The sequence below is a fragment of the Pseudomonas sp. AA-38 genome (assembly GCF_029457475.1).
GTDB lineage: Bacteria > Pseudomonadota > Gammaproteobacteria > Pseudomonadales > Pseudomonadaceae > Aquipseudomonas.
Map to the genome: position 1 here is coordinate 1,375,256 of NZ_CP120359.1, position 20,964 is coordinate 1,396,219.

The window sequence follows — 20,964 nt, forward strand, 5'->3', positions numbered from 1 at the left end:
AATGCTCATTTACAACTCGTAAACTGCGCTTTTTCGCCTGTTTTTACCTTGCACTGGCTGCCTCGGCTCGGGCTTCCTGCTTCGCTCTACCTCCTGCATCCATGCAGTCGTCGCCTACGTTTTTCAACGGCCTGTTAGTGGCGACTGATTTTGAGTCGTCGTGGCTAAAGCCCCTCCCCACAGAAGCAGTTCTGTTCATTTCACCCGCAATTCGCACTCGAAGGTTTCAGCCGGTGGCACGTCTGTCTCCCAGGGGCGCTGGTAGGTCAGCAGCAGGCGGCCTTCGCCACGTTCCTGGGCGGTGAAACGCCAGGTGGAGATGCCGCCAGCACCGACCAGGCCGGGATCTTCGGGGTTGCTGTAGACCTCGGGGCCGAGGCTTTGCAGCACGCTCTCGGCGCCATCGCGCACCTCCCAGCGAAAGCCGGTGGTGGGGTTGCTGGGCAGACTGAGGATCAGCAGTTGACCCTTGTCCAGGGTCAGTGGACATTGCCGCTGCTGGCTCAACTCCAGTGTGCCGGACTGGTGGGTGCAAGCGCTGAGCAAGGCCAGGGCGGGCAGTGTGAGCAGGCGCAAGGTGGCGTGCATGTTGAACTCCAGTCAATAAAACCTGGCCCAGCATAGCCTTACCGGCAAGCCACAAGCCACAAGCCACAAGCCACAAGTTGCAAGCGACAAGCCGAAGCGGCCGCCGCTCCTTCTTGCGGCTTGAAGCTTGCCGTTTGCGGCTATTCAAAAAGTACCTTTGCTACATCCCCATAGCGTTTGGCGAAGTGCACGGTCAGGCCTTCCTTGAGGTAGTCCGGCAACTCCTCGTAACTGCCGCGGTTGGCCTCCGGCAGGATCAGCTCGAAGATCTTCTGCCGGCGCGCCGCGATCACCTTCTCACGCACGCCGCCGATGGGCAGCACCTGGCCGGTGAGGGTCAGCTCGCCGGTCATGGCCACGCCTTTCTTCGGCGCCTGGTTGCGTGCGAGCGAAAGCAGGGCGCTGGCCATGGTGATGCCGGCGCTGGGGCCGTCCTTGGGTGTGGCGCCTTCCGGCACGTGCAGGTGGACGAAGGCCTGGTCGAAGAAGGTCGGGTCGCCGCCGAACCGTTTGAGGTGCGAACTGACGTAGCTGTAGGCGATCTCCGCCGACTCCTTCATCACCTCGCCGAGCTGGCCGGTAAGCTTGAAGCCGCGGTTGAGCGTGTGGATGCGCGTCGCCTCGATCGGCAAGGTGGCGCCGCCCATGCTGGTCCAGGCCAGGCCGGTGATCACGCCGACGCCGGCCAGCACCCGCTCGTTGCGGAACACCGGCATGCCGAGGGCTTCCTCGAGATCCTTGGCGCCAATGCGGATCTTCGCCTCGGGATCTTCCAGCAGCTTGACCACCGATTTGCGCACCAGCTTGCCTAGCTGTTTCTCAAGCTGACGGACGCCGGCCTCGCGGGCATAGCCTTCGATCACTGCGCGCAGCGCCGCATCGCTGATGGACAGGCGCGCCTTCGGCACGCCGGCTTTTTCCAGCTGCTTGGGCCACAGGTGGCGTTTGGCGATGGCCAGCTTTTCCTCGGTGATGTAGCCGGACAGGCGGATCACTTCCATGCGGTCGAGCAGCGGCCCGGGGATGGAGTCGAGGGTGTTGGCGGTGCAGACGAACAGCACCTTGGACAGATCCAGGCGCAGATCCAGGTAGTGGTCGAGGAACTCGACGTTCTGCTCCGGATCGAGGGTTTCCAGCAGCGCCGAGGCCGGGTCGCCCTGGTAGCTGGTGCCCATCTTGTCGATCTCGTCGAGCATGATCACCGGGTTCATCACCTCGGCTTCCTTCAGCGCCTGCACCAGCTTGCCGGGCATGGCGCCGATGTAGGTGCGGCGATGGCCCTTGATCTCCGCCTCGTCACGCATACCGCCCACCGAGAAACGGTAGAACGGCCGGCCGAGTGATTCGGCGATGGATTTGCCGATGCTGGTCTTGCCCACCCCGGGCGGGCCGACCAGCAGCACGATGGAGCCGGCGATCTCGCCCTTGAATGCGCCGACGGCGAGGAACTCGGTGATGCGCTGCTTGATGTCGTCCATGCCGGCGTGGTGCTTGTCCAGCACCTTGCGCGCGCGGCCAAGGTCGAGCTTGTCCTCGCCGTTGACGCCCCAGGGCAGGGCGGTGGCCCAGTCCAGGTAATTGCGGGTGACGGCGTATTCCGGCGAGCCGGTTTCCAGGATCGACAGCTTGTTCAGTTCTTCGTCTATGCGCTTCTGTGCGGGGGCTGGCAGGGTCTTGCCTTCGAGGCGGGCGAGAAATTCCTCGCGGTCGGCGCTCTTGTCGTCCTTGCTGATGCCCAGCTCCTGCTGGATCAGCTTGAGCTGTTCCTTGAGGAAGAATTCGCGCTGGCGCTCGCCGATCTGCTTGTTCACCTCGGCCGACAACTCTTTCTGCAGGCGGCCGACCTCCACCTCCTTGCGCAGCAGCGGCAACACCTTCTCCATGCGCTTGAGCATAGGCACGGTATCCAGCACTTCCTGCAGCTCACGGCCTGGGGCGGTGGTCAGCGCGGCGGCGAAGTCGGTGAGTGGCGACGGGTCGTTGGGGCTGAAGCGATTGAGGTAGTTCTTCAGCTCCTCGCTGTACAGCGGGTTGAGCGGCAGCAGCTCCTTGATCGCATTGATCAGCGCCATGCCGTAGGCCTTGACCTCATCACGCGGGTCGGCCGGGGCTTGTGGATATTCCACTTCGGCCAGGTACGGGCCGCGGCGGCTGAGCCAGCCGCGGATGCGCACGCGGGTCAGGCCCTGGGCGACGAACTGCAGCTTGCCACCTTCCTCGCTGACATGGTGTACGCGCACCAGGGTGCCGTGCTCGGGCAGGCTGGCCAGATCGAACTCGCCGTGCTCGTCCGGCGGGGTGTCGACGAAGAACACCGCCATGCACTTGTGCTCGGTGTTGCCGACGCGCGTCAGGGTGCGGCCCCAGGGCTGCTGATTGACGATCACGGGCAGCACCTGCGCCGGGAAGAACGGGCGGTTGTGGATGGGAATGATGTAGAGCTTGTCCGGGAACTGCTGCGCAGGCAGTACCAGGCCAGTACTGCTGGCTTGGACGTGAACTTCGACAGCTTCCGGGGTGTTGTCCTGATCGTTCATGGAGCACCTTTGCGTATGCGTTGGATGCTACATGGGGAGAGGGCTCGGGCTTTTCAACGGCTGCCATGCCGCTTCATGACCACTTCTGACGGATGCGTTGCAGGCGTCGTTCCAGAAGTGGCGTGAACAGGGCGAAGCACTCGCCCGGGGTGATGCGAACCTGGGGAGCATCAATCAAGTCCTCGCGCAGGCGTTCGAGCAGGGCAGGCAACTCGGACTCATCGTCTTCGATATGCAGATGTGAGCAGAGAAACTCCAGTTGTACCCTTAGTCCGGATGGGCAGCGCCCATGATAGGCGGCGCGTACTGCCAGGCCACGCAGGCGAGCGAGATTTTCCTGGGCTCGGCAGGCTTCGCCCAGGCCGCGAATGTCCAGGTGTTGTCTTTGATAGAGGCGATCCTCGAGCTGTTCGAGCACTTCCAGCAGGGCTTCTATCTGGCGACAGTGGCCGTCGAAGTCGTGCGGGTTGCGCCTTAGCATCGGCCATTGCTCGTGCAGCGCTGGTAATTGCAGGTCGGCGCCTGGCCAGTCCTGCCAGAGCTGATCGAGCTCGTCGGCTACCGCATGGCGCTGGGTGATACCCATGGCATCATGCAGAGCGCCCAGGCCCCGGTGTTTCTGCATCGCCTGGAGCAGATCCAGGCAATGGCGGATGAGCTGGTTGTCCAGTTGCCAGCGCATTTGCTCGCGTCGCGGGGAAGGGTGTCTGCCCAGTACGAACGCAAGGGTTAGCAGTGCCAGCACCAGGGCAAGCATGGTCAAGGGTTCATTGAGCATAAGGCCCGCTTCTTGGGGTGGGCTGAGTAAGGCGGCGTGTCATGGCATGCATGACCGCGTGTCGGCAGTCTAATACATGGGATTGGGCTGAGTGCTCCAATTCTCCAGTTGTAGAGAAATTCGAGGTTTTGAATTGCTTGGGTTGCTATAGGTGCAACTTTTGTTTTTTAGGGGTTGCGGCGTTTTTTGTCGAAAGGGAGTAAAGTTGCAACCTTCGCTCCACGTCGCAAGTCCTAGCCATGCTGCAAGCCCGAGTGATTCGCCTGGACGAACAGGCCCATGAACATGCCCATGATCATCATCAGTTGGTGATGTCGCTGGCCGGCCGCGCCGAGTTCGAGGTCGGTGGACGCGGCGGTGAGGTTTGCCGGATGCGCGCCTGCCTGGTGCCCGGGGATGAGGCTCACCAGTTCGCCGGTATGGGCGACAATCGCATGCTGATTCTCGATCTGGATGAACAGGACACGCCCGGCGAAGACCTGGAGCTGCTGCAGCGGCTGTTCGAGAAGCCCTGTTACCCGGCCCTGGATGCAGATTTCCAGAACCTGCTGAGCTACGCCGGCGCTGAGCTGGAGCGCTATGGTAGCGACTCGATCCTGGCGCGTTCCATTGGCGGCGTGCTGTTGCGGGCCTTGCACCTGCGCCTGTTCGGTGAACAGCAGCGGGCGCCGCAGGGAGCCCTGGATCTGCAGCGGCTGGATGGCTATATCGACGAGCATCTGGCACGGCGCATCAGCGTGGCCGAACTGGCCCAGGTGATGTGCCTGAGCCCCAGTCATTTCCATGCCCAGTTCAAGGACAGCGTAGGGCTCACGCCCCATCAATACCTGCTCAAGACTCGTCTCGACCGCGCCGCGCGCATGCTGCGCGAGAGCAATCTGCCGTTGGTGCGGATCGCCGAGGAATGCGGCTTTTCCAGCCAGAGCGCCTTGACCACGGCCATGCGCCGCTACCTGGGCCTGACCCCGAAACGCCTGCGCGTCGCCTGAGTCGATACCGCTGTCGTAGGAGCAAGCTTTGCACGCGAAGCCTTTGCCGCTGCTGTTCACGAGCACAGGAAAGTAGGGTGCGCTGTGCGCACCGCCTCGAGGTGGCCCGGATGCAATCCGGGCTACGTGTTCAGGCGTAGTTCTGCGGGCTCAGCTTACGCTCGATCAGCTCGATGAGGATATGCAGCGTCTTGATGTGCAGCTCCTGCACGCGGTCGGCGAAGTCGCCGCCCGGGGCGCAGATGCACACGTCGGCCAGGCTTTCCAGCAGCGAGCCCGGCTTGCCGGTCAGGGCGATGACCTTCACGCCCAGGGCCTTGGCCGCTTCGGCGGCCTTGACCACGTTGGGGCTCTTGCCGCTGGTGCTGAGGGCGATCAGCACGTCACCTTCGCGACCGTGCGACTCGATGTAGCGCGAGAAGATGAAGTCATAACCGAAGTCGTTGGCCACGCAGCTGATGTGGCTGGGGTCGCTGATCGACACGGCGGCGATGCCGGGGCGGTTCTTGCGGTAGCGCCCGGTCAGCTCCTCGGCGAAGTGCATGGCGTCGCACATCGAGCCGCCGTTGCCGCAGGAAAAGGCCTTGCCCTTGTGCTCGAAGCTCTCGATCAGCAGCTCGGCGGCCTTCTGGATGTTGCCCAGCGTCTGTTCGTTGGCGAGGAAGGCCTCAAGCGCACGCTGGGCTTCCTGCAGGCTGTTGCGGATATGTTCGATCATGGCAGGTCTCAGAACCTCAGGGGAGTTCGGGGCTGGAGTAGAAGGCCGTCAGCACCTTCACCAGGTGTTCCAGGTCATGGCTGCCGGCCAGTTCGCGGATCGAGTGCATGGCGAAGGTGGGCAGGCCGATATCGACCGTGCGCACGCCGAGCTGGCTGGCGGTGATCGGGCCGATGGTGGAGCCGCAGGCCATGTCGCTGCGCACCACGAAGCTTTGCACCGGCACTTCGTTCTCCAGGCACAGATGGCGGAAGAAGCCGGCAGTCTCGCTGTTGGTGGCGTAGCGCTGGTTGCTGTTGATCTTGATCACCGGGCCGGCATTGAGCTTGGGCCCGTGGTTGCCGTCGTGCTTGTCGGCGTAGTTCGGGTGCACGCCGTGGGCGTTGTCAGCCGACACCAGCAGCGAGCGCTGGATGCTGCGCACGAAGTCGTCACCCTCGGGCAGCACGCGGCGCAGCACCTGCTCGAGGAAGGGGCCATCGGCGCCGCAGGCGGAGCAGGAGCCCACTTCTTCATGGTCGGTGCAGACCAGCACGCAGGTTTCCTCGTCGTCCGAGTCGATCAGCGCCTGCAGGCCGGCGTAACAGGACAGCAGGTTGTCCAGGCGCGCACTGGCGATGAAGTCCTGGTTGAGGCCGACGATGGCGGCGCTCTGGGTGTCGTAGAAGCTCAGCTCGTAATCCAGCACCGCATCCGGGTTGAAGTCGTGCTCCATGGCTAGCTGTTCGGCGAGCAGGGCGCGGAAATCGGCGGTTTCGCTGCTGGCCAGTTGTGCCAGGATCGGCGGCAGCTCGTTCTGCGGGTTGATCGCCCAGCCCTGGTTGGCCTCGCGGTTGAGATGAATGGCCAGGCTGGGGATCACGGCGATGGGCTGGTAGAAGTCGATCAGTTGGCTCTCCACCTTGCCGTCGCGGCGGTAGGTCACGCGGCCAGCCAGCGACAGGTCACGGTCGAACCAGGGCGCAAGCAGGGCGCCGCCATAGACTTCCACGCCGAGCTGGAAGAAGCCCTGGCGTTGCAGTTCGGGGCTTGGCTTGACGCGCAGGCAGGGGCTGTCGGTATGCGCGCCAACCAGGCGAATGCCGCCCTCGACGGCCGGGCGTTTGCCCAGTTTGAAGGCAATGAGCGAGGAGTCGTTGCGGGTCACGTAGTAGCGGCCACCGGCGTCGAGGTGCCAGGGCGCGCGTTCGTCCAGATGACGATAGCCAGCGGCTTCCAGGCGCATGGCCAGGCTGCTGGTGGCATGAAAGGGGGTCGGCGAGGCGTTGAGAAAATCGAGCAGGCCTTGGATCAGTTCTTCGCGCATAGGGACTCCGGACAACGATGGCGCGAGTGTAACGCTTTTGCCTTTTCTTGGCAGAACGCTGCATGCATCGAGCGGATAGCCTGTGGCGATCAGGCTAGGTGAGGCGGAACCAAAGGGAGAAAAAACGGATACCGACAGCCCTTCAATCTGCCGGTATCCGCAGTGGCCAAGATGGCCAATCAGAATTTATAGGTAGCGGAGAGGCTGAATACATCCCCCCTGGCTTTCACTTCGCCATCCATGCGTGCGCCGCCCAGGCGATCCTGGTTGACGGTGCGCAGGCGTGCCTTGTCGACGAACTGGCGGGAATAGGCCGCGTCGATGCTCAGGTTAGGCTCGGAAGCGAAACGGTAGCTGCCACCGAAGGAGACGAAGGTGCGGTCACCGTCGGGAATACGCGCATCGCGGGTGGAGTTGCGTGTCGGCGTCTGATCCAGGGCCACACCTGCACGCAGGGTAAGCTGATCGGTGGCGCGGTAGTCGCCACCAATCGCATACATCCAGCTATCTCTGTAGTTATAGGGGATGGCCACCAGGGTGTTGCCGTTGGATTTCAGTTTGAGATCCTTGAACGATGACCACTCGGTCCAGGTGATGCTCGCTCCCAGGGAGAGGCGGTCATTGAACTCATGTACCCAGTCCAGTGTGGCGCTGGCAGGTACATCCAGACGGGATTTTGCATTGGCGCCATTTGAATTCAGGCTCAGGCCGGGAAAGGCCTGCTCGACGGCTGTCTGGTCGCTCCCAAAGAACGGATCGTCCATGAGGGATTGGGAGAACTCATCTGCATAGAAGCTGTACTTGCCCTCCAGCTTGTTGCGAATGCGGGCATGGTAATTGAGGCCCAGCGTATCGCGATCGGTGGGCTTCCAGGCGACGCCGGTAAACCAGCCAAAGGAGGTATTGTCCACCTTGATACGGATCAGGGCATCGCTGAGACCTGAGGGAAGGGGCAGATTCAGCTGTGACGTGGGTGTGCCTGCGGCGGCCAGAATATCGATGTTCTGACTGATGAAGCCTTTGGTGTTCTGAACGATGATGCCACCACCGACCGCGAAGGTGTCGTTGACCTTGAACGACAACGAGCCGGTCAGACCAACCGTTTCGACCTTGGTATCGACGGCGAAATCCTGGCCTTTCCAGTCGCGATCCCAGGTCGTTCTGGCCCCCATGGGCACGACCTGGCTCAAGCCGAAGCTCAGCCGGTCATTGATCGGCATGACCAGGAAACTGGTGGGCAGCACTGCTGCGAAACCGCCTTGGCCACCGTCATTGGTAATGGCGCCATTATCGATGATGCCGCCTGTCGGATTGCCAGCCGCATCACGCTCAAAATCCCGATCCGAGCGCAAGCCGCCTTGATAGTCATAAACATTGCCTTTGAACTTCAAACTAACACGTGCGTGGTGCACGGATACCTGGGCAATGTTCTGATTGATAAAGGCCATGGCGGCTGGATTGTTGAAGGCAGCGCTGGGATCGTTCTCCCACATCGAACCACCCGCGAATGCACGGCCCCAGCCAGGGGTGCCGTAAGTCGGTACGCCGAATGCGCCGGCATGGGCTTGTGAAGTGATAATTAGCGAGCCGGCCAGAGTTGCCAGGCAGAGGGCTCGATGGGGTATGGCAGGAAGTGCTTTATTGTTGTTTCGCATGGCTGATCTCTAATAAGGAGAACTTATTGTTCGATAACCCGCGCGCTCGTCGAATATTCTAATAAGCACGCGGGTTATTACTTCTTTCGGCTACTCGATCAGTTGACCGAAATGCCCGGTGCCGTGACGTTCAGCGAGCGCAGAGTGCAGCCCCCGGCCAGGGACTGGGCGGAGGTGATGCGCAGGGTGGTGCTGGAGTTGATCCATTGCGCGTTGATGGTGCTTGGGCCCGCGCAGTTGGATGCCGGGATAAAGGGCGGAGCACCGGCAATGGTGAAACCGACGCCGGAAACGGTGCCGGCCCAGGTATTACCGCCATCGGAACTGGTGGTCGGGGTCAGCGTCCAGGGCAGGCCAGTGATGTTCGCCTGGGCGCACAGCGAGCTGCCGCTGACGCTGACGCCGGTGATGCTGGCGGTGGCACCGCCAGCATCCACGCTGCCATTGAAGGTGACGTTGCAGTTCACCGTGGCACCGAAAGACGACGGCCCGGAAACGGCAATGGTGCCCGTTGCGGTGAAGCTGGAGCCGGTGATGGTGGCAGCCGAGGCCGCGCTCGATACACCCAGGCCGATTACCAGGGCACCCATAGCGCTAAGCAGTTTATGGTTTTTCATTGTTTCCTCACTAACAGAGAGTTGTTGTATGTCTGGCTGTTACGAGATGCACAACAAAAATTCGACTTTCTCTATACAGCCCTGTATTACCCCGATGATTGCACTCGTGGTTCAAGTCAGTCATGGGGCGTACAGTTCATTGAATGCGGGTGGCACCCTGTTAACAGGGATATACCGTTATGCAGGCAATGAACTGTCTTGCAGGCAAGCGGTGAGCTGCCTAATCCCTATATCGAGTAGTGTGTTGTTATTTCTTCAGCGGCGACTGGCCGAAGAAATAAATGGATGACCTGTGCGCAGCACGAAGAAATATCGGCTCGACAGGAAATGGGAAAGGATGAAAAGTTTGTCGGTGAGCAAGTCCATCTGATTCAAGCTCCATGATGTGGCAGTTGAGTCGAGGCAGTTCAAAGAGCGCAGATCGAATATCTGCGGATGAGCTGTTTCGATATCTGCTATCTAAGGTAATCCTCTCAGGCGAAAGGAAACCCCAGCCAAGGATGGGAGGGACTCTGATCGTTCGGTCAAATATGGGAATTTGGGAAGAACGTACTCATTCGCTGTTTCCTTGCCATACCAATGGATGGGGGGCGGGGCTTTGTGCCATCAGTCCGGCACTCGGACATAGCCAGGTTCCAGACCGAAAACCTCCACGCCCTCGGGCATCGAGCGGCCAGTTTCGACTTCGACCTGCCTCATGGGCTGCTGCGGCGTGCTCCGGTAGTCGATGCGCCAGTGTTGTCCGTCTTGCTGCAAAGCAGCGGCCGGCACCACCAGCGCTTTGGCGTTACGGTAGGTGAGGATGCTCAGCTTGGCGCTCATCCCGAGTCTGACTCGACGCATCTGCGCTTCATTCAGGGCGGGAATGGCTACTACCACCTCGAATTGCGAACTGCCGCTGGAGGCGCCGCTGAGCGCCTGCCCGCCCACCACCTTGACGCTGCCGTGCAACTGCTGACCCTCGAAGCCGTCGCCGGTGACCTCCACCGCCTGGCCTTCCTGGAGCTGGTTGACGTCGAGTTCGGCAACACGCGCAATAACGCTCAGCCCCTCGATACTGGCTAGACCGAACAGCGGTTGCCCCTGGCTGACGCGGCTGCCAACCTGCAGTGGGCCTCTGGCTGCTTCTTCGGCGCTGATGCCTGGGGCTTGCACGACGATGCCGGAAAACGGCGCCCTTATTTCACGTGCTGCCAGTTGTTGCTTGAGGGCCTGATGCTTGACCTCGGCATTGGTCAATTCCATTTCGGCGATCTGCCGGTACTCGCCTTGGCCACGCTGGAGCGCGCTTTCCAGCTCGGCTTGTGCCGCGCGCAGGTCGAGGCGTTGGAGACGGGTCTGGCGCAGCAGGTCTTCCAGCTCGTTACGAGGCACGATGCCCTTTTCGTGCAGGGCCTGGGTTTCCTTGAGTTTCTGCTCGTTGCCGTCCAGGCTCATCTGCACGCTGCGCAACGCGCGGCGGGCGCGACTGACTTCCTGGCCGTTTTCCCAGTCCTGCAGTTCTCGCACGTTGCGGCGTGCCTTGAGCAAGGTGGACAGGGCGTCGCGTACCTGCATTTCCAACTCGCTGGCATCCATTTCCAGCAAGCGCTCGCCTTTGGCCACGCGCTGCCCCGGTTCGACGAAGAGGTTCGCGACATTGCCGTTGAAGGGGGCGCTGATGGTGAGAGTTCGTTCTGGCTCGATGCGTCCGACCAGGCCGATGCGATGTTCCAGAAGACTGGGTTGCACTGCCAGCCAGTGGCCGGAGCTGGGTTCGGCGCTAGCGCCTGAGCGAGGTTGAAAGAAAAAGGTAGCGGCCGTGCCGAGCAGCAGGGCGAGGGCGGCCAACGCCAGGCGCAGCCCGCGCCGGTGCGTCAGTTCAATGGTCATTGATGATGATCTCCCAGCTTTCCAGCGTCATGCCCAGGGTCAGATCCAGTTGCGTCTGTGCGTTGAGGTAGGCGATCAGGGCGTTGAGACGGGCGTTCTCGGCGCTCTGCAGGTCGTTCTCGAAACTGAGTACCTGAAAGTTGCTGGAACGTCCGGCGGCCAGCTTGTCCCGTTCGATCGCCAGTTTGCGCTGGGACAGCTCCACGCCGCGCTGGGCGATCTCGTATTGCCGCCAGCGCGTGCCGAGGTCACGCACCACATCCTTGACGTTGCGGATCAGTGCTTGCCGAGCCTCCTCGAGTTGCAGTTGCTGATCCTCGACGTTGACCCGCGCACTGACTTCGCCCTGGCGTCGGCTCAGGTCGCCGATGGGAATGTCCAGGCGCAGCCCGGCATAGCTATCCCAGCTTCTCTGGGCACCGTTGTCGTAGGGGGAGCCATAACGGTCGCGTGCCTGACTGGCGCCAATCTCGACGGAGAGATCCCACTTGCTCTGATCCTTGGCGAGCAGCAGGTTGATGTCCGCCTGCTGGCGCTGGATCAGTTGGCGTAAATAGTCGGGTTGCTGATGTTCGGCCAGGCGTATGGCCTGCTCGGGGTCGATCTCTATCGCCTCTGCCTGCAGGGTGTCGGTCGCCCGCACGGGCGAGGAGAGATCCAGCGCGAGCAGGCGCAACAGTTCGAGCCGGCTGGTGTCCACCAGGTTAGCCGCCTCTTCCACGCCGAGTTCCTGGCTGGCCAGGCTGGCTTCGGTCTGCACGGCATCGAACTCTGCCATGCGCCCGGCCTGGATCATGGCGCGGTTGACCTCCAGCAACTCCCGCGAGCGCTGCAAGGCGGCCTTGGCGATGCGCAGTTGCTCCTGAGCACGTAGCAGGTCGCGATAGGCATAGATGATCGCTGAGACGGTCTGCGCAATGCTGGCCTTGAGCCCGAGACGATTGGCCTGCTCGGTGAGGCGGGCGAGCCGCAGCGGGGCCGTGGTGACCTCTCGTCCACCGCCGCGTAACAGTGGCTGGATGATGCTGAAGTCGACGCCGTCGTTGCGCCGCCAGCCAGCCATGTCGGCTTCGCTGTGGTACTTGTTCCAGCCAAGGCTGATGCGCGTGCCGTACTCGCCCAGCAGCGTGGTTGTCGCGCCGAGCTGAGCGCTGCGCTCACGATCATCATGGCCGCGAGCAGCGCGGTAGCTGCTGGACAGATATAGCTTGGGGCTGAAGGCGTCTTCAGCTACCCGCAGGTCGAACTTGTCGGCGATCCGCCACAGATAGGCGCTCTTGATCGAGCGGTTGTTACGCAGCCCGAGAAAGACGGCATCGAGCAGGGACAAGTCCGCCATTTGCTCGCTGAGCAGAACCGGGCTTGCTGGGGCCGGCATGCTGGGGGCCGAAGGGCTCAGCGGTTGCTCTCGTGCTGCCTGGGACGGAGCGCATGCCATGACCAGGAGCACGGCAACTACCAGCCGTTCATTCATCACGCAAGGCCTCCACCGGTTGCAGGCGTGAGGCGGTCATCGCCGGATGCAGGCCGAAGAACAGGCCGACCAGCAGGGTGCTGCCGAGCCCCAGTGGTAGCGCTCCCGGTTCCAGCGAGAATGCCCAACCCGAGACTTGGGCGTAGCCCCATGCGCCCGCCACCCCCAGCGTGGCACCGAACAGCGCGCCGATGCTGGTCAGTGCTAGCGCTTCGACCAGGAACAGGTTGCGGATGTCGCGTTGGCGTGCCCCCAAGGCCAGGCGTATGCCGATCTCCCGGCGGCGCTCGTTGACGTTCATGAGCATCACGTTCATCACCCCCACTCCACCACCCAGCAGGGAAACCAGGCCAAGGGCGGCGAGCAGGTAGGTGAAGGTTCTGCTTTGCTGCTGCATGCCTTCGAGAATCTGCTGTGCATAGGAAAGAGTGGGTTGGCTGCTACCCACAAGGCGGCGAGTGACCGCTGCACTTAGCTGCTCCCCGGCCAGCGGCACCTGTTCGGCGCTCTTGGCGCGGGCCACCACATGGCTCAGGTGAGCATGGGGGTCGAGGCGTGGCATGCCTTCGAGTGGAATGAAAAGGGTTTCGTTGGCATTGAACGGCAGCAACAGGCCAGGGGCTTCCTGCTTGAGTATGCCGACGATCTGAAACTGATAGGCATGCAGGCGCAAGCGGTCGCCAAGCCCGAGTGGAGCGTTGGGCTGGCTCAGCGCCTGGGCCAGCGATGCACCGATCACGGCATAGGTTTCTCGGCGATCGAAGCTCGACAGTGCGCGACCTGCCTCGATGGGCAGGCGTGCCGCCTCGAACAGCTCAGGGGTGGTGGCGATGATGTTGGCATTGCTTTGCTGGCCATTGAATATCGCAGGGGCACCGTAGCTCATCAGCGGCGCCAGGCTGGCGATGGCAGGCGTTTCCTGGCGCAGCGTGTCGACATCCAGGCGTAGGGGCAGGCCGTCTTGCCCCTGCGCCTGTGGGGGTAATTGCAAGATCAGGGTGTTGCTGCCCAGGTTGCGGAAGATCGCCAGCGATTGTGTCGCGGCATTGCCACCGATATTGAGCAGGGCGACCACCGAACAACTGCCCATGACGATACCCAGCAGGGCCAGCAAGGCGCGTTTGCCCAGTGTGCGCAGGCTGCCAATGGCTTCGAGCAGGATCTGCCTGACAGTCGGGCCGCCCGTTTCCGGTATCACGGCGATCATCGCTGGGTCGACTCGTATAGCTGCCCTTGGCGCACTTCGATCTGACGTGCCAGGCGGCTGGCGATATCCGGGTCATGGGTGACCACGATCAGCGTGACACCCTGACGGCTGTTGAGGTCAATCAGCAGCTTCATGATCTCCTGGGCTGTGGCGGCATCCAGGTTGCCGGTCGGCTCGTCGGCGAGGATCAGCGCGGGATTGCCGATCAGCGCACGGGCGATGGCGACGCGCTGCCGTTGGCCGCCCGACAGGCTGGCGGGGCGGTGGTCGCCGCGTTCTGCCAGGCCGACCTGTTCGAGCATGGCGTGTGCCTGCACACGTGCCTGCTTTGGCGGGATACCGCGATAGGTGAGGGGCAGGGCGACGTTATCCAGCGCACTGAGCCGAGGCAGCAGATTGAAGCTCTGGAACACGAAACCGATCAGGCGATTGCGCAGCGCAGCCAGGTCGTCCGTGCTGGCCTGGGCGATGTCCGTGCCATTGATGTGGTAACTCCCTGTATCGGGACGGTCGAGCAAGCCCAGAACGTTGAGCAGGGTGCTCTTGCCCGAGCCGGAGCGGCCGATTAGGGCGCAGCTTTCTCCCCGTTCGATGACCAGGTTGACGTCTTGCAGGACCGGCAGCGTCCTGTCGGCCAGCCGATAGCACCTGCCGATGTGCTGCAACTGGATGAGCCGCGCTTCATCGTTGTTCTCGAACATCCCTATGCACTACCTGCGTCCACGTCGATGTACCGGCTGGCATGGTCTCTTCAGGCCTGCAGCGCCTATACGGCAGCCTGCCAAAGGTTGGTCAGGCTTCTCCAAGGAGTGGAGGAACCAGCCGTGCCAACTTCAGGATTGGCAGTGCTGGCTGACCTGGGTAGCCAACTTTCTTCTGGTTTGCGGGGTAGGTGTTACCGACGCCCACACAATCCTGATGAGGTGGGTGGGCAATGCTCTGGAGTAATCGGGAGGATCAGAACGGTGCCGGGCACTCGAAGCGCAGGCGCTCACCCGTTTGCGGGTGGGTCAGGGCGAGCATGCTGGCGTGCAGGCACAGACGCTCATGTGCGGCCAGGGCCTGGTCATGGGCATAGAGGCGATCGCCCAGCAACGGATGGCCGATGGACAGCATATGCACGCGCAACTGGTGCGAACGGCCGGTGATGGGGGTGAGTTCGACCCGGCACCAGTCGCCGCAGCGTTCGATGATGCGCCAGTGGGTCAGGGCGTGCTTGCCCAGTTCGTGATCGACCACGTGGCGTGGCTTGGTCGGCGGGTCGTAGCGCAGCGGTAGGTCGATGCTGCCGCTATCGGCCTGTGGCTGACCCCAGCACAGCGCGGTGTAGGCCTTCTCGGTTTCGCGGTCGTGGAACTGCCGGGACAGCTCGCGGTGGCTGTCGGCGTCGCGGGCGAGGACGATGATGCCGGAGGTTTCCCAGTCCAGCCGATGGACGATGCGCGCTTCGGGGTAGCCATTTTCCTGCAGGCGGGTGACCAGGCAATCCTTGTTGTCATCGGCGCGGCCGGGCACCGACAGCAGCAGGGTGGGTTTGTTGATCACCAGCAGGGCGGCGTCCTGGTGGAGTATTTCGATCTGGCTCAGCGGCATGGTGTGTGGGCTGGTGTAGGAGCGAATTCATTCGCGATGCTTTTGGCCTGTAGACGCTTCGCGGAGGAATCCGCTCCTACAGGTGCGTGTTGCTACAAACGAACACGGCGGCCGAAGCCGCCGTGAGCGTCACCCTGCTCGATCAGCGATCGGGCAGGGTGATGTTGAGTTCCAGAATCGAGCAACTGCCCTGATCTTCCAGTGCCACCTGCACGTCCTTCTGATCGATGTTGACGTACTTGCGAATCACCTCGACCAGTTCCTTCTGCAGGGCTGGCAGGTAATCCGGCTGGGTGCGCTGGCCACGCTCGTGGGCGACGATGATCTGCAGGCGTTCCTTGGCGATGGATGCGGTAGTTTCCTTCTTGCGCGAACGCAAGAAGTCGAAAATATTCATTCTCGACCTCCAAACAGGCGTTGCAGGAAGCCCTGTTTCTTCACATCCAGGAAGCGGTGTGGCATGTCCTTGCCGAGCAGGCGGTCGACGGCATCGCTGTAGGCCTGGCCGGCATCGCTCTGGTCATCAAGGATGACCGGAATGCCCTGGTTGGAGGCCTTGAGCACGGCCTGGGATTCGGGGATCACGCCGAGCAGGCGGATGGCGAGGATTTCCTCGACGTCTTCGACGCCGAGCATCTCGCCCTTGGTGACGCGCTCGGGGTTGTAGCGGGTCAGCAGCAGGTGTTCCTTGATCGGCTCGCCGCCCTGTTCGGCGCGGCGCGACTTGCTGGCCAGCAGGCCGAGCATGCGGTCGGAGTCACGTACCGAAGACACTTCCGGGTTGGTCACGACGATGGCCTCGTCGGCGAAGTACATGGCCAGGTGCGCGCCTTTCTCGATACCGGCCGGCGAGTCGCAGACCACGTACTCGAAGTTCTGCGACAGCTCATTGATGACCTTCTCGACACCTTCCTGGGTCAGGGCGTCCTTGTCGCGGGTCTGGCTGGCGGCCAGTACGTAGAGGTTCTCCAGGCGTTTGTCCTTGATCAGGGCCTGGGTCAGGGTGGCTTCGCCGTTGACCACATTGACGAAGTCGTACACCACGCGGCGTTCGCAGCCCATGATCAGGTCGAGGTTACGCAAGCCGACGTCGAAGTCGACAATGACGGTCTTGTGCCCGCGCAGGGCGAGACCGGTACCGATGGCAGCGCTGGTGGTGGTTTTACCGACGCCACCCTTGCCGGAAGTGACTACGAGGATCTTGGCCAAGGTGATTCACCCCAAAAAATGAATAAAACGCGGGAATCCGAGGCCAACCAAGGCCTCCAGATGCCCTTTTTATGTCCGTAAAAAGTGGCGGAAGTATCCGTTAAAGACGGGTGATGTTCAACACGTCCCCTGACAGGCTGACCTGTACCCTATCGCCCCATAGCGGGTCGCGGCGCAGATCTTCGGCGACCTTGTAGTGGCCGGCGATCGAGAGCATCTCGGCGCCCATCTGCTGGCAGAAGATGCGTGCCTGGGCGTTGCCTTTGACTCCCGCCAGGGCACGGCCGCGCATGGGTGCGTAAACATGGATGTTGCCATCGGCGAGAAGTTCCGCCCCAGCGCTGACCGGCGCCAGCACGATCAGGTCGCCGCCCTGGGCATAGACCTGCTGGCCACCGCGTACCGGGGTGGTGATGATGCGGCTGGGCCGATGCTCGGGCTCGGCCGGTTTCTCCGGGGCTTTGGGCGGCGTCGGATCGATGGGTCGTTCGCGCGCGCCGGAAGGCGGCAGTACCGGCAGGTCCATGGACTCGGCGGCGGCGATGTCGCTCTCGCGCGCGGCGCGGATGGCCAGGGTGCGCAGGCCGTGGCGACGGCAGACGGCCATCAGTTCGGCCAGGTCAAGTTCACCTTCGCCTTCGGGTAGCTTGTCCAGCGCCAGCACCAGCGGTGTGTTGCTGAAGAAGGCCGGGGCCTGGGCGACCTTTTCCGTCAGTTGCGCGTCGAGGCGCTCGAGATCGTTGTGCGCCAGTTCCATCACGGTGATGGCGAGCATGCTGCCCTTGAGCTGGAATACGGGGTCTTGGGCGAGGAGGTCGGTTTGGCTCATGGTGAGGCGATGGGCCTTCTGGCGATGCGAAAGATGCCGGACTTATAGCGATTCGAGCTGCAGGCCGCAACCAGCACGGCGCCTGCTGGCCAATGGAGATCATGGGGATGACGAGCGATTCGGGCGTTGCCGCGCCATGTGCGCGGGCCATGCACCAGGCCGGGTGTCCGAGCTGGTGGGAAAACTGCGTTAGCAGGCCGTTGAAAAACGTAGGCGACGACTGCATGGATGCAGGAGGTAGAGCGAAGCAGGAAGCCCGAGCCGAGGTAGGCAAGACAATACCGATGGCGGCCCCGCAAAAACAGCCGCAACGACCAGCGGGAGTAACAGTCGAAGGCTGACCCGAAGGGCGAACGCAGTGAGTCAAAAAGGACTGGGCCCGCACTCGGGTTTACGTGCTGTAAATGAGCATTTTGATGTTTTAAACGCAGTATTGCCAACGCAGGTAGTTTTTCAACAGCCTGTTAGAATGCGCGGCCTTGCTCGTAACTGGAACCCCTTCATGGATCGCCCCCGCTTTCGTTCCTACTTCCTTCATCCGCGCTTCTGGCCGCTGTGGCTGGGCTTCGCGCTGCTGTGGCTGGTGGTGCAGTTGCCCTATGGCCTGCAACTGAAGCTGGGACGTGCACTGGGAGCCTTGATGTATCGCACGGCGGGTTCGCGTCGGCGTATCGCCACCCGCAACCTGGAGTTGTGCTTTCCCGACATGAGCGCTGCCGAGCGCGAGCGCTTGCTGCGCGAGAACTTCGCCTCCACCGGTATCGCCTTCTTCGAGATGGCCATGAGCTGGTGGTGGCCCAAGGCGCGTCTGGCCCGACTGGCGCACGTCGAAGGTCTTGAGCACCTGCAACAGGCTCAGGCCGAGGGGCAGGGGGTGATCCTCATGGCTGTGCACTTCACCACCCTGGAGATCGGCGCCGCGTTGCTCGGGCAGTTGCATACCATCGATGGCATGTACCGTGAGCATAAGAACCCGCTGTTCGATTACATCCAGCGTCGTGGCCGTGAGCGACACAATCTCGATGCCAGCGCTATCGAGCGTGAGGACATCCGCGCCATGCTCAAGGTGCTGCGCGCCGGCCGCGCCATCTGGTACGCACCGGATCAGGATTACGGACGCAAGCAGAGCATTTTCGTCCCGCTGTTCGGTATCCAGGCAGCCACCGTCACCGCCACCAGCAAGTTCGCCCGCCTGGGCAAGGCGCGCGTGGTGCCTTTTACCCAGCGCCGCCTGGACGATGGCAGCGGTTATCGTCTGGTGATCCATCCGCCGCTGGCGAATTTTCCGGGTGAGAGCGAAGAGGACGACTGCCTGCGCATCAATCAGTGGGTCGAGCAGGTGGTCAGTGCTTGCCCCGAGCAATACCTGTGGGCACACCGTCGTTTCAAGACGCGTCCCGAGGGTGAACCGAAGCTTTACGGAAAGCGCCGTTAGTCACTCTATACTCAAACAAAAAAACAGGATCGCCCATGACCGTCATAGCCCGTCCGCATGAGCCCGTCACGGGGCTGATCCTGTCCGGTGGCGGTGCCCGTGCGGCCTATCAGGTCGGGGTGCTGGCCGCCATCGCCGACCTGCTGCCAGACGCGTCGCACAATCCCTTTCCAGTAATCGTCGGCACTTCTGCCGGGGCGATCAACGCCGTCAGCCTGGCCTGTGGCGCCTTGCAGTTTGGTGAGGCTGTGCGGCGCCTGACCATGGTGTGGCAGCGCTTTCATACTCATCAGGTGTATCGCAGCGACTGGCCCGGCGTATTGCGTCAGGCTTCGCGCTTCATCGCCCACAGCTTGCTCGGTCTGGGGCGTGACACGCCGGTGGCATTGCTCGACAGCTCGCCACTGCGTGATCTGTTGCAGCAGGAGCTGGATTTCTCCGGAATCGCCGCGGCGGTGCGCCAGCGCAAACTGCGCGCCGTGGCGGTGACGGCCTTCGGCTACGACAGTGGCCAGGCGGTGACCTTCTATCAGGGGCGGGCGACCATCGATCCCTGGTTCCGCCATCGTCGTCTGGGTATCCCCACACGCCTGGCGCTCGACCACCTGCTGGCCAGTGCCTCGATTCCGTTGATATTTCCGCCCATGAGAATCGGTCGCGAGTATTTCGGCGATGGTGCGGTGCGTCAGTCGGCACCGATCAGCCCGGCCCTGCACCTGGGCGCCAGCCGGGTGCTGGTGATCGGGGTCAGTGGTAATGGCCAGGCTGCCGAGCCGCCGAGCAGGGGGGCCGGTCTGCGGCCACCGACCCTGGCGCAGATCGGTGGGCACATGCTCAACAGCACCTTCATCGATAGTCTGGAAAGCGATATCGAGCTGCTCAACCGGATCAATCAACTGAGCACCATGCTGCCTGGCGAGTCACGCCCGCACGGCCTCGGGCTGAAGCCCGTGGAGGTGCTGGTGGTGGCGCCGAGCCGGCCGCTGGATCAGATTGCCGCCCGCCATCGGCGGGAAATGCCCAGAGCATTGCGCCTGTTCCTGCGTGGCCCAGGCGCGACCAAGGCTGGTGGTGCCGGCGTGCTCAGTTACCTGTTGTTCGAGCCGGGCTACTGTAACGAGCTGATCGAGCTGGGTTACCAGGACGCCATGGCGCGTAAGGCGGAGCTCTGCGCTTTTCTCGGGCTGGCCGAAGTGGTGCAGATGGCCTGATAGTCAGGCCAGCACGCCATCGCGAAAATCGCGCAGGGCCTGTTCGATCTCTTCACGGCTGTTCATCACGAACGGGCCGTACTGCACGATGGGTTCGTGCAGTGGCTTGCCGGCGATCAGCAGCACGCCGGCGCCCTGGCTGCTAGCCAGGTGCAGCGCGCCTTCGTCCGACAGGCGCACCAGACGACCTGCCTTGATCGGCTCCGGGCTCGCATCCGGCAGGTTCAGCTCACCTTGGTAGACGTAGAGCATCACTCGATGTCCATCCGGCAGCTTGGGCGCTATGGCGCTGTCGGCTGGCAGGCGCAGGTCGAACAATTGTGGCTCGGTATGCGGGCGTTGCACGGCGCCAGTCTGACGAATCTCGCCATCGTCGAATTTGCCAGCGATCACCACTGCTTCCACACCCTTTGCCGTCGTCAGGCGAGGAATATCCGTAGCGGGAATGTCGCGATAACCGGCTTCTCCCAGCTTGTCCTTGGCCGGCAGGTTGAGCCAGAGCTGGAAGCCGCGCATGGCGCCGGACTCCTGCTCGGGCATCTCGCTGTGGATGATGCCGCGCGCGGCGGTCATCCATTGCACGCCGCCGCTGCCGAGCAGGCCGACATTGCCCAGATGGTCTTCATGGCGCATGCGCCCTTCGAGCATGTAGGTCACCGTCTCGAAGCCGCGATGCGGGTGCGGCGGGAAGCCGGCGATGTAATCGTCGGGGTTGTCGGTGGAAAACTCGTCGAGCATCAGGAAGGGATCGAAGCGTTCCAGGCCCGGGCCGCCGATCACGCGGTTGAGGCGCACGCCAGCGCCATCGGAGGCGGGTTGGCCGGGCTGGATGCTGAGAATGCGGCGTTGCGTGGTCATGGCAGGCTCCTGAAAAGGTGGCATGACGTCATGCTAGGCCGATTGAATCGATATTTGGGTGAAAAAATTTCGGCTCATGTATCGAATG

19 protein-coding genes are annotated in these 20,964 nt (G+C 62.5%); 3 read left to right on the plus strand and 16 right to left on the minus strand.

Annotated features, from left to right (window positions below):
- Positions 1-195: 195 nt before the first annotated feature.
- From PVE35_RS06275 to PVE35_RS06285, 3 genes are all read right to left on the minus strand, one after another.
- The gene (locus PVE35_RS06275) at positions 196-588 is read right to left on the minus strand and encodes a protease inhibitor I42 family protein (protein WP_277374149.1); all 393 of its coding nucleotides are present in this window, start codon (positions 586-588) and stop codon (positions 196-198) included.
- A 140-nt stretch (positions 589-728) separates the two neighbouring features.
- The gene (gene lon, locus PVE35_RS06280) at positions 729-3,125 is read right to left on the minus strand and encodes an endopeptidase La (protein WP_268182137.1); all 2,397 of its coding nucleotides are present in this window, start codon (positions 3,123-3,125) and stop codon (positions 729-731) included.
- A 73-nt stretch (positions 3,126-3,198) separates the two neighbouring features.
- Positions 3,199-3,903 (minus strand): hypothetical protein, encoded by a 705-nt coding sequence (locus tag PVE35_RS06285; RefSeq protein ID WP_277374150.1) that lies wholly within the window; start codon positions 3,901-3,903, stop codon positions 3,199-3,201.
- Positions 3,904-4,142: 239 nt separating this feature from the next.
- Between PVE35_RS06285 and PVE35_RS06290 the strand changes: the two genes are divergently transcribed.
- Complete coding sequence (locus PVE35_RS06290) at positions 4,143-4,892, plus strand: AraC family transcriptional regulator (RefSeq protein WP_268182141.1); 750 nt, start codon at positions 4,143-4,145, stop codon at positions 4,890-4,892.
- A 130-nt stretch (positions 4,893-5,022) separates the two neighbouring features.
- On the opposite strand, the gene lpcA is transcribed toward PVE35_RS06290, so the two are convergent.
- The 12 genes from lpcA to minC form a co-directional block, all read right to left on the minus strand.
- Positions 5,023-5,610 (minus strand): D-sedoheptulose 7-phosphate isomerase, encoded by a 588-nt coding sequence (lpcA, locus tag PVE35_RS06295; protein WP_268182143.1) that lies wholly within the window; start codon positions 5,608-5,610, stop codon positions 5,023-5,025.
- A 16-nt stretch (positions 5,611-5,626) separates the two neighbouring features.
- Positions 5,627-6,916: a M18 family aminopeptidase gene (locus PVE35_RS06300; RefSeq protein WP_277374151.1), complete on the minus strand. Its 1,290-nt coding sequence runs from the start codon at positions 6,914-6,916 to the stop codon at positions 5,627-5,629.
- A 179-nt stretch (positions 6,917-7,095) separates the two neighbouring features.
- Positions 7,096-8,571: an outer membrane protein transport protein gene (locus tag PVE35_RS06305; protein WP_277374152.1), complete on the minus strand. Its 1,476-nt coding sequence runs from the start codon at positions 8,569-8,571 to the stop codon at positions 7,096-7,098.
- A 98-nt stretch (positions 8,572-8,669) separates the two neighbouring features.
- Positions 8,670-9,188, minus strand: coding sequence for an alkane oxidation protein activator PraB (gene praB / locus PVE35_RS06310; RefSeq protein ID WP_268182149.1), 519 nt, complete (start codon positions 9,186-9,188; stop codon positions 8,670-8,672).
- A 606-nt stretch (positions 9,189-9,794) separates the two neighbouring features.
- A complete protein-coding gene (locus PVE35_RS06315) occupies positions 9,795-11,060 on the minus strand; it encodes an efflux RND transporter periplasmic adaptor subunit (RefSeq protein ID WP_277374153.1) in 1,266 nt (421 codons plus the stop codon).
- Positions 11,050-12,534, minus strand: a complete 1,485-nt coding sequence (locus tag PVE35_RS06320; protein ID WP_277374154.1) for a TolC family protein — start codon at positions 12,532-12,534, stop codon at positions 11,050-11,052. The genes PVE35_RS06315 and PVE35_RS06320 overlap by 11 nt, the downstream gene beginning before the upstream one ends.
- Positions 12,527-13,741 (minus strand): ABC transporter permease, encoded by a 1,215-nt coding sequence (locus PVE35_RS06325; protein ID WP_268182154.1) that lies wholly within the window; start codon positions 13,739-13,741, stop codon positions 12,527-12,529. The genes PVE35_RS06320 and PVE35_RS06325 overlap by 8 nt, the downstream gene beginning before the upstream one ends.
- Positions 13,738-14,442 carry an ABC transporter ATP-binding protein gene (locus tag PVE35_RS06330; RefSeq protein WP_277374155.1) on the minus strand — a complete coding sequence of 235 codons (705 nt, stop codon included), beginning with the start codon at positions 14,440-14,442 and terminating at the stop codon, positions 13,738-13,740. Before PVE35_RS06330 ends, PVE35_RS06325 begins: the two co-directional genes overlap by 4 nt.
- Positions 14,443-14,698: 256 nt before the next feature.
- Positions 14,699-15,334: an RluA family pseudouridine synthase gene (locus PVE35_RS06335; RefSeq protein ID WP_277374156.1), complete on the minus strand. Its 636-nt coding sequence runs from the start codon at positions 15,332-15,334 to the stop codon at positions 14,699-14,701.
- Between the two features lie 142 nt (positions 15,335-15,476).
- Positions 15,477-15,731: a cell division topological specificity factor MinE gene (gene minE / locus PVE35_RS06340; protein ID WP_159970531.1), complete on the minus strand. Its 255-nt coding sequence runs from the start codon at positions 15,729-15,731 to the stop codon at positions 15,477-15,479.
- Complete coding sequence (gene minD / locus PVE35_RS06345) at positions 15,728-16,543, minus strand: septum site-determining protein MinD (protein ID WP_268182161.1); 816 nt, start codon at positions 16,541-16,543, stop codon at positions 15,728-15,730. Before minD ends, minE begins: the two co-directional genes overlap by 4 nt.
- A gap of 100 nt (positions 16,544-16,643) precedes the next feature.
- Positions 16,644-17,372: a septum site-determining protein MinC gene (gene minC, locus PVE35_RS06350; RefSeq protein WP_277374157.1), complete on the minus strand. Its 729-nt coding sequence runs from the start codon at positions 17,370-17,372 to the stop codon at positions 16,644-16,646.
- A gap of 502 nt (positions 17,373-17,874) precedes the next feature.
- Between minC and PVE35_RS06355 the strand changes: the two genes are divergently transcribed.
- Positions 17,875-18,807 carry a lipid A biosynthesis lauroyl acyltransferase gene (locus tag PVE35_RS06355; RefSeq protein WP_277374158.1) on the plus strand — a complete coding sequence of 311 codons (933 nt, stop codon included), beginning with the start codon at positions 17,875-17,877 and terminating at the stop codon, positions 18,805-18,807.
- Positions 18,808-18,842: 35 nt separating this feature from the next.
- The gene (locus tag PVE35_RS06360; protein WP_268182167.1) at positions 18,843-20,018 is read left to right on the plus strand and encodes a patatin-like phospholipase family protein; all 1,176 of its coding nucleotides are present in this window, start codon (positions 18,843-18,845) and stop codon (positions 20,016-20,018) included.
- Between the two features lie 3 nt (positions 20,019-20,021).
- Here PVE35_RS06360 and PVE35_RS06365 read toward each other — a convergent pair whose 3' ends face one another.
- Positions 20,022-20,876, minus strand: a complete 855-nt coding sequence (locus tag PVE35_RS06365; RefSeq protein ID WP_277374159.1) for a pirin family protein — start codon at positions 20,874-20,876, stop codon at positions 20,022-20,024.
- Positions 20,877-20,964: the final 88 nt, after the last annotated feature.

Coding starts and splice junctions, on each gene's coding strand:
- PVE35_RS06285 (WP_277374150.1), bottom strand. CDS start 3,903: ATGCTCAATGAACCCTTGACCATGCTTGCCCTGGTGCTGGCACTGCTA.
- PVE35_RS06320 (WP_277374154.1), bottom strand. CDS start 12,534: ATGAATGAACGGCTGGTAGTTGCCGTGCTCCTGGTCATGGCATGCGCT.
- PVE35_RS06355 (WP_277374158.1), top strand. CDS start 17,875: ATGGATCGCCCCCGCTTTCGTTCCTACTTCCTTCATCCGCGCTTCTGG.
- PVE35_RS06305 (WP_277374152.1), bottom strand. CDS start 8,571: ATGCGAAACAACAATAAAGCACTTCCTGCCATACCCCATCGAGCCCTC.
- lpcA (WP_268182143.1), bottom strand. CDS start 5,610: ATGATCGAACATATCCGCAACAGCCTGCAGGAAGCCCAGCGTGCGCTT.
- PVE35_RS06360 (WP_268182167.1), top strand. CDS start 18,843: ATGACCGTCATAGCCCGTCCGCATGAGCCCGTCACGGGGCTGATCCTG.
- PVE35_RS06330 (WP_277374155.1), bottom strand. CDS start 14,442: ATGTTCGAGAACAACGATGAAGCGCGGCTCATCCAGTTGCAGCACATC.
- PVE35_RS06325 (WP_268182154.1), bottom strand. CDS start 13,741: ATGATCGCCGTGATACCGGAAACGGGCGGCCCGACTGTCAGGCAGATC.
- lon (WP_268182137.1), bottom strand. CDS start 3,125: ATGAACGATCAGGACAACACCCCGGAAGCTGTCGAAGTTCACGTCCAA.
- PVE35_RS06275 (WP_277374149.1), bottom strand. CDS start 588: ATGCACGCCACCTTGCGCCTGCTCACACTGCCCGCCCTGGCCTTGCTC.
- PVE35_RS06335 (WP_277374156.1), bottom strand. CDS start 15,334: ATGCCGCTGAGCCAGATCGAAATACTCCACCAGGACGCCGCCCTGCTG.
- PVE35_RS06290 (WP_268182141.1), top strand. CDS start 4,143: ATGCTGCAAGCCCGAGTGATTCGCCTGGACGAACAGGCCCATGAACAT.
- praB (WP_268182149.1), bottom strand. CDS start 9,188: ATGAAAAACCATAAACTGCTTAGCGCTATGGGTGCCCTGGTAATCGGC.
- minC (WP_277374157.1), bottom strand. CDS start 17,372: ATGAGCCAAACCGACCTCCTCGCCCAAGACCCCGTATTCCAGCTCAAG.
- PVE35_RS06300 (WP_277374151.1), bottom strand. CDS start 6,916: ATGCGCGAAGAACTGATCCAAGGCCTGCTCGATTTTCTCAACGCCTCG.
- PVE35_RS06315 (WP_277374153.1), bottom strand. CDS start 11,060: ATGACCATTGAACTGACGCACCGGCGCGGGCTGCGCCTGGCGTTGGCC.
- PVE35_RS06365 (WP_277374159.1), bottom strand. CDS start 20,876: ATGACCACGCAACGCCGCATTCTCAGCATCCAGCCCGGCCAACCCGCC.
- minE (WP_159970531.1), bottom strand. CDS start 15,731: ATGAATATTTTCGACTTCTTGCGTTCGCGCAAGAAGGAAACTACCGCA.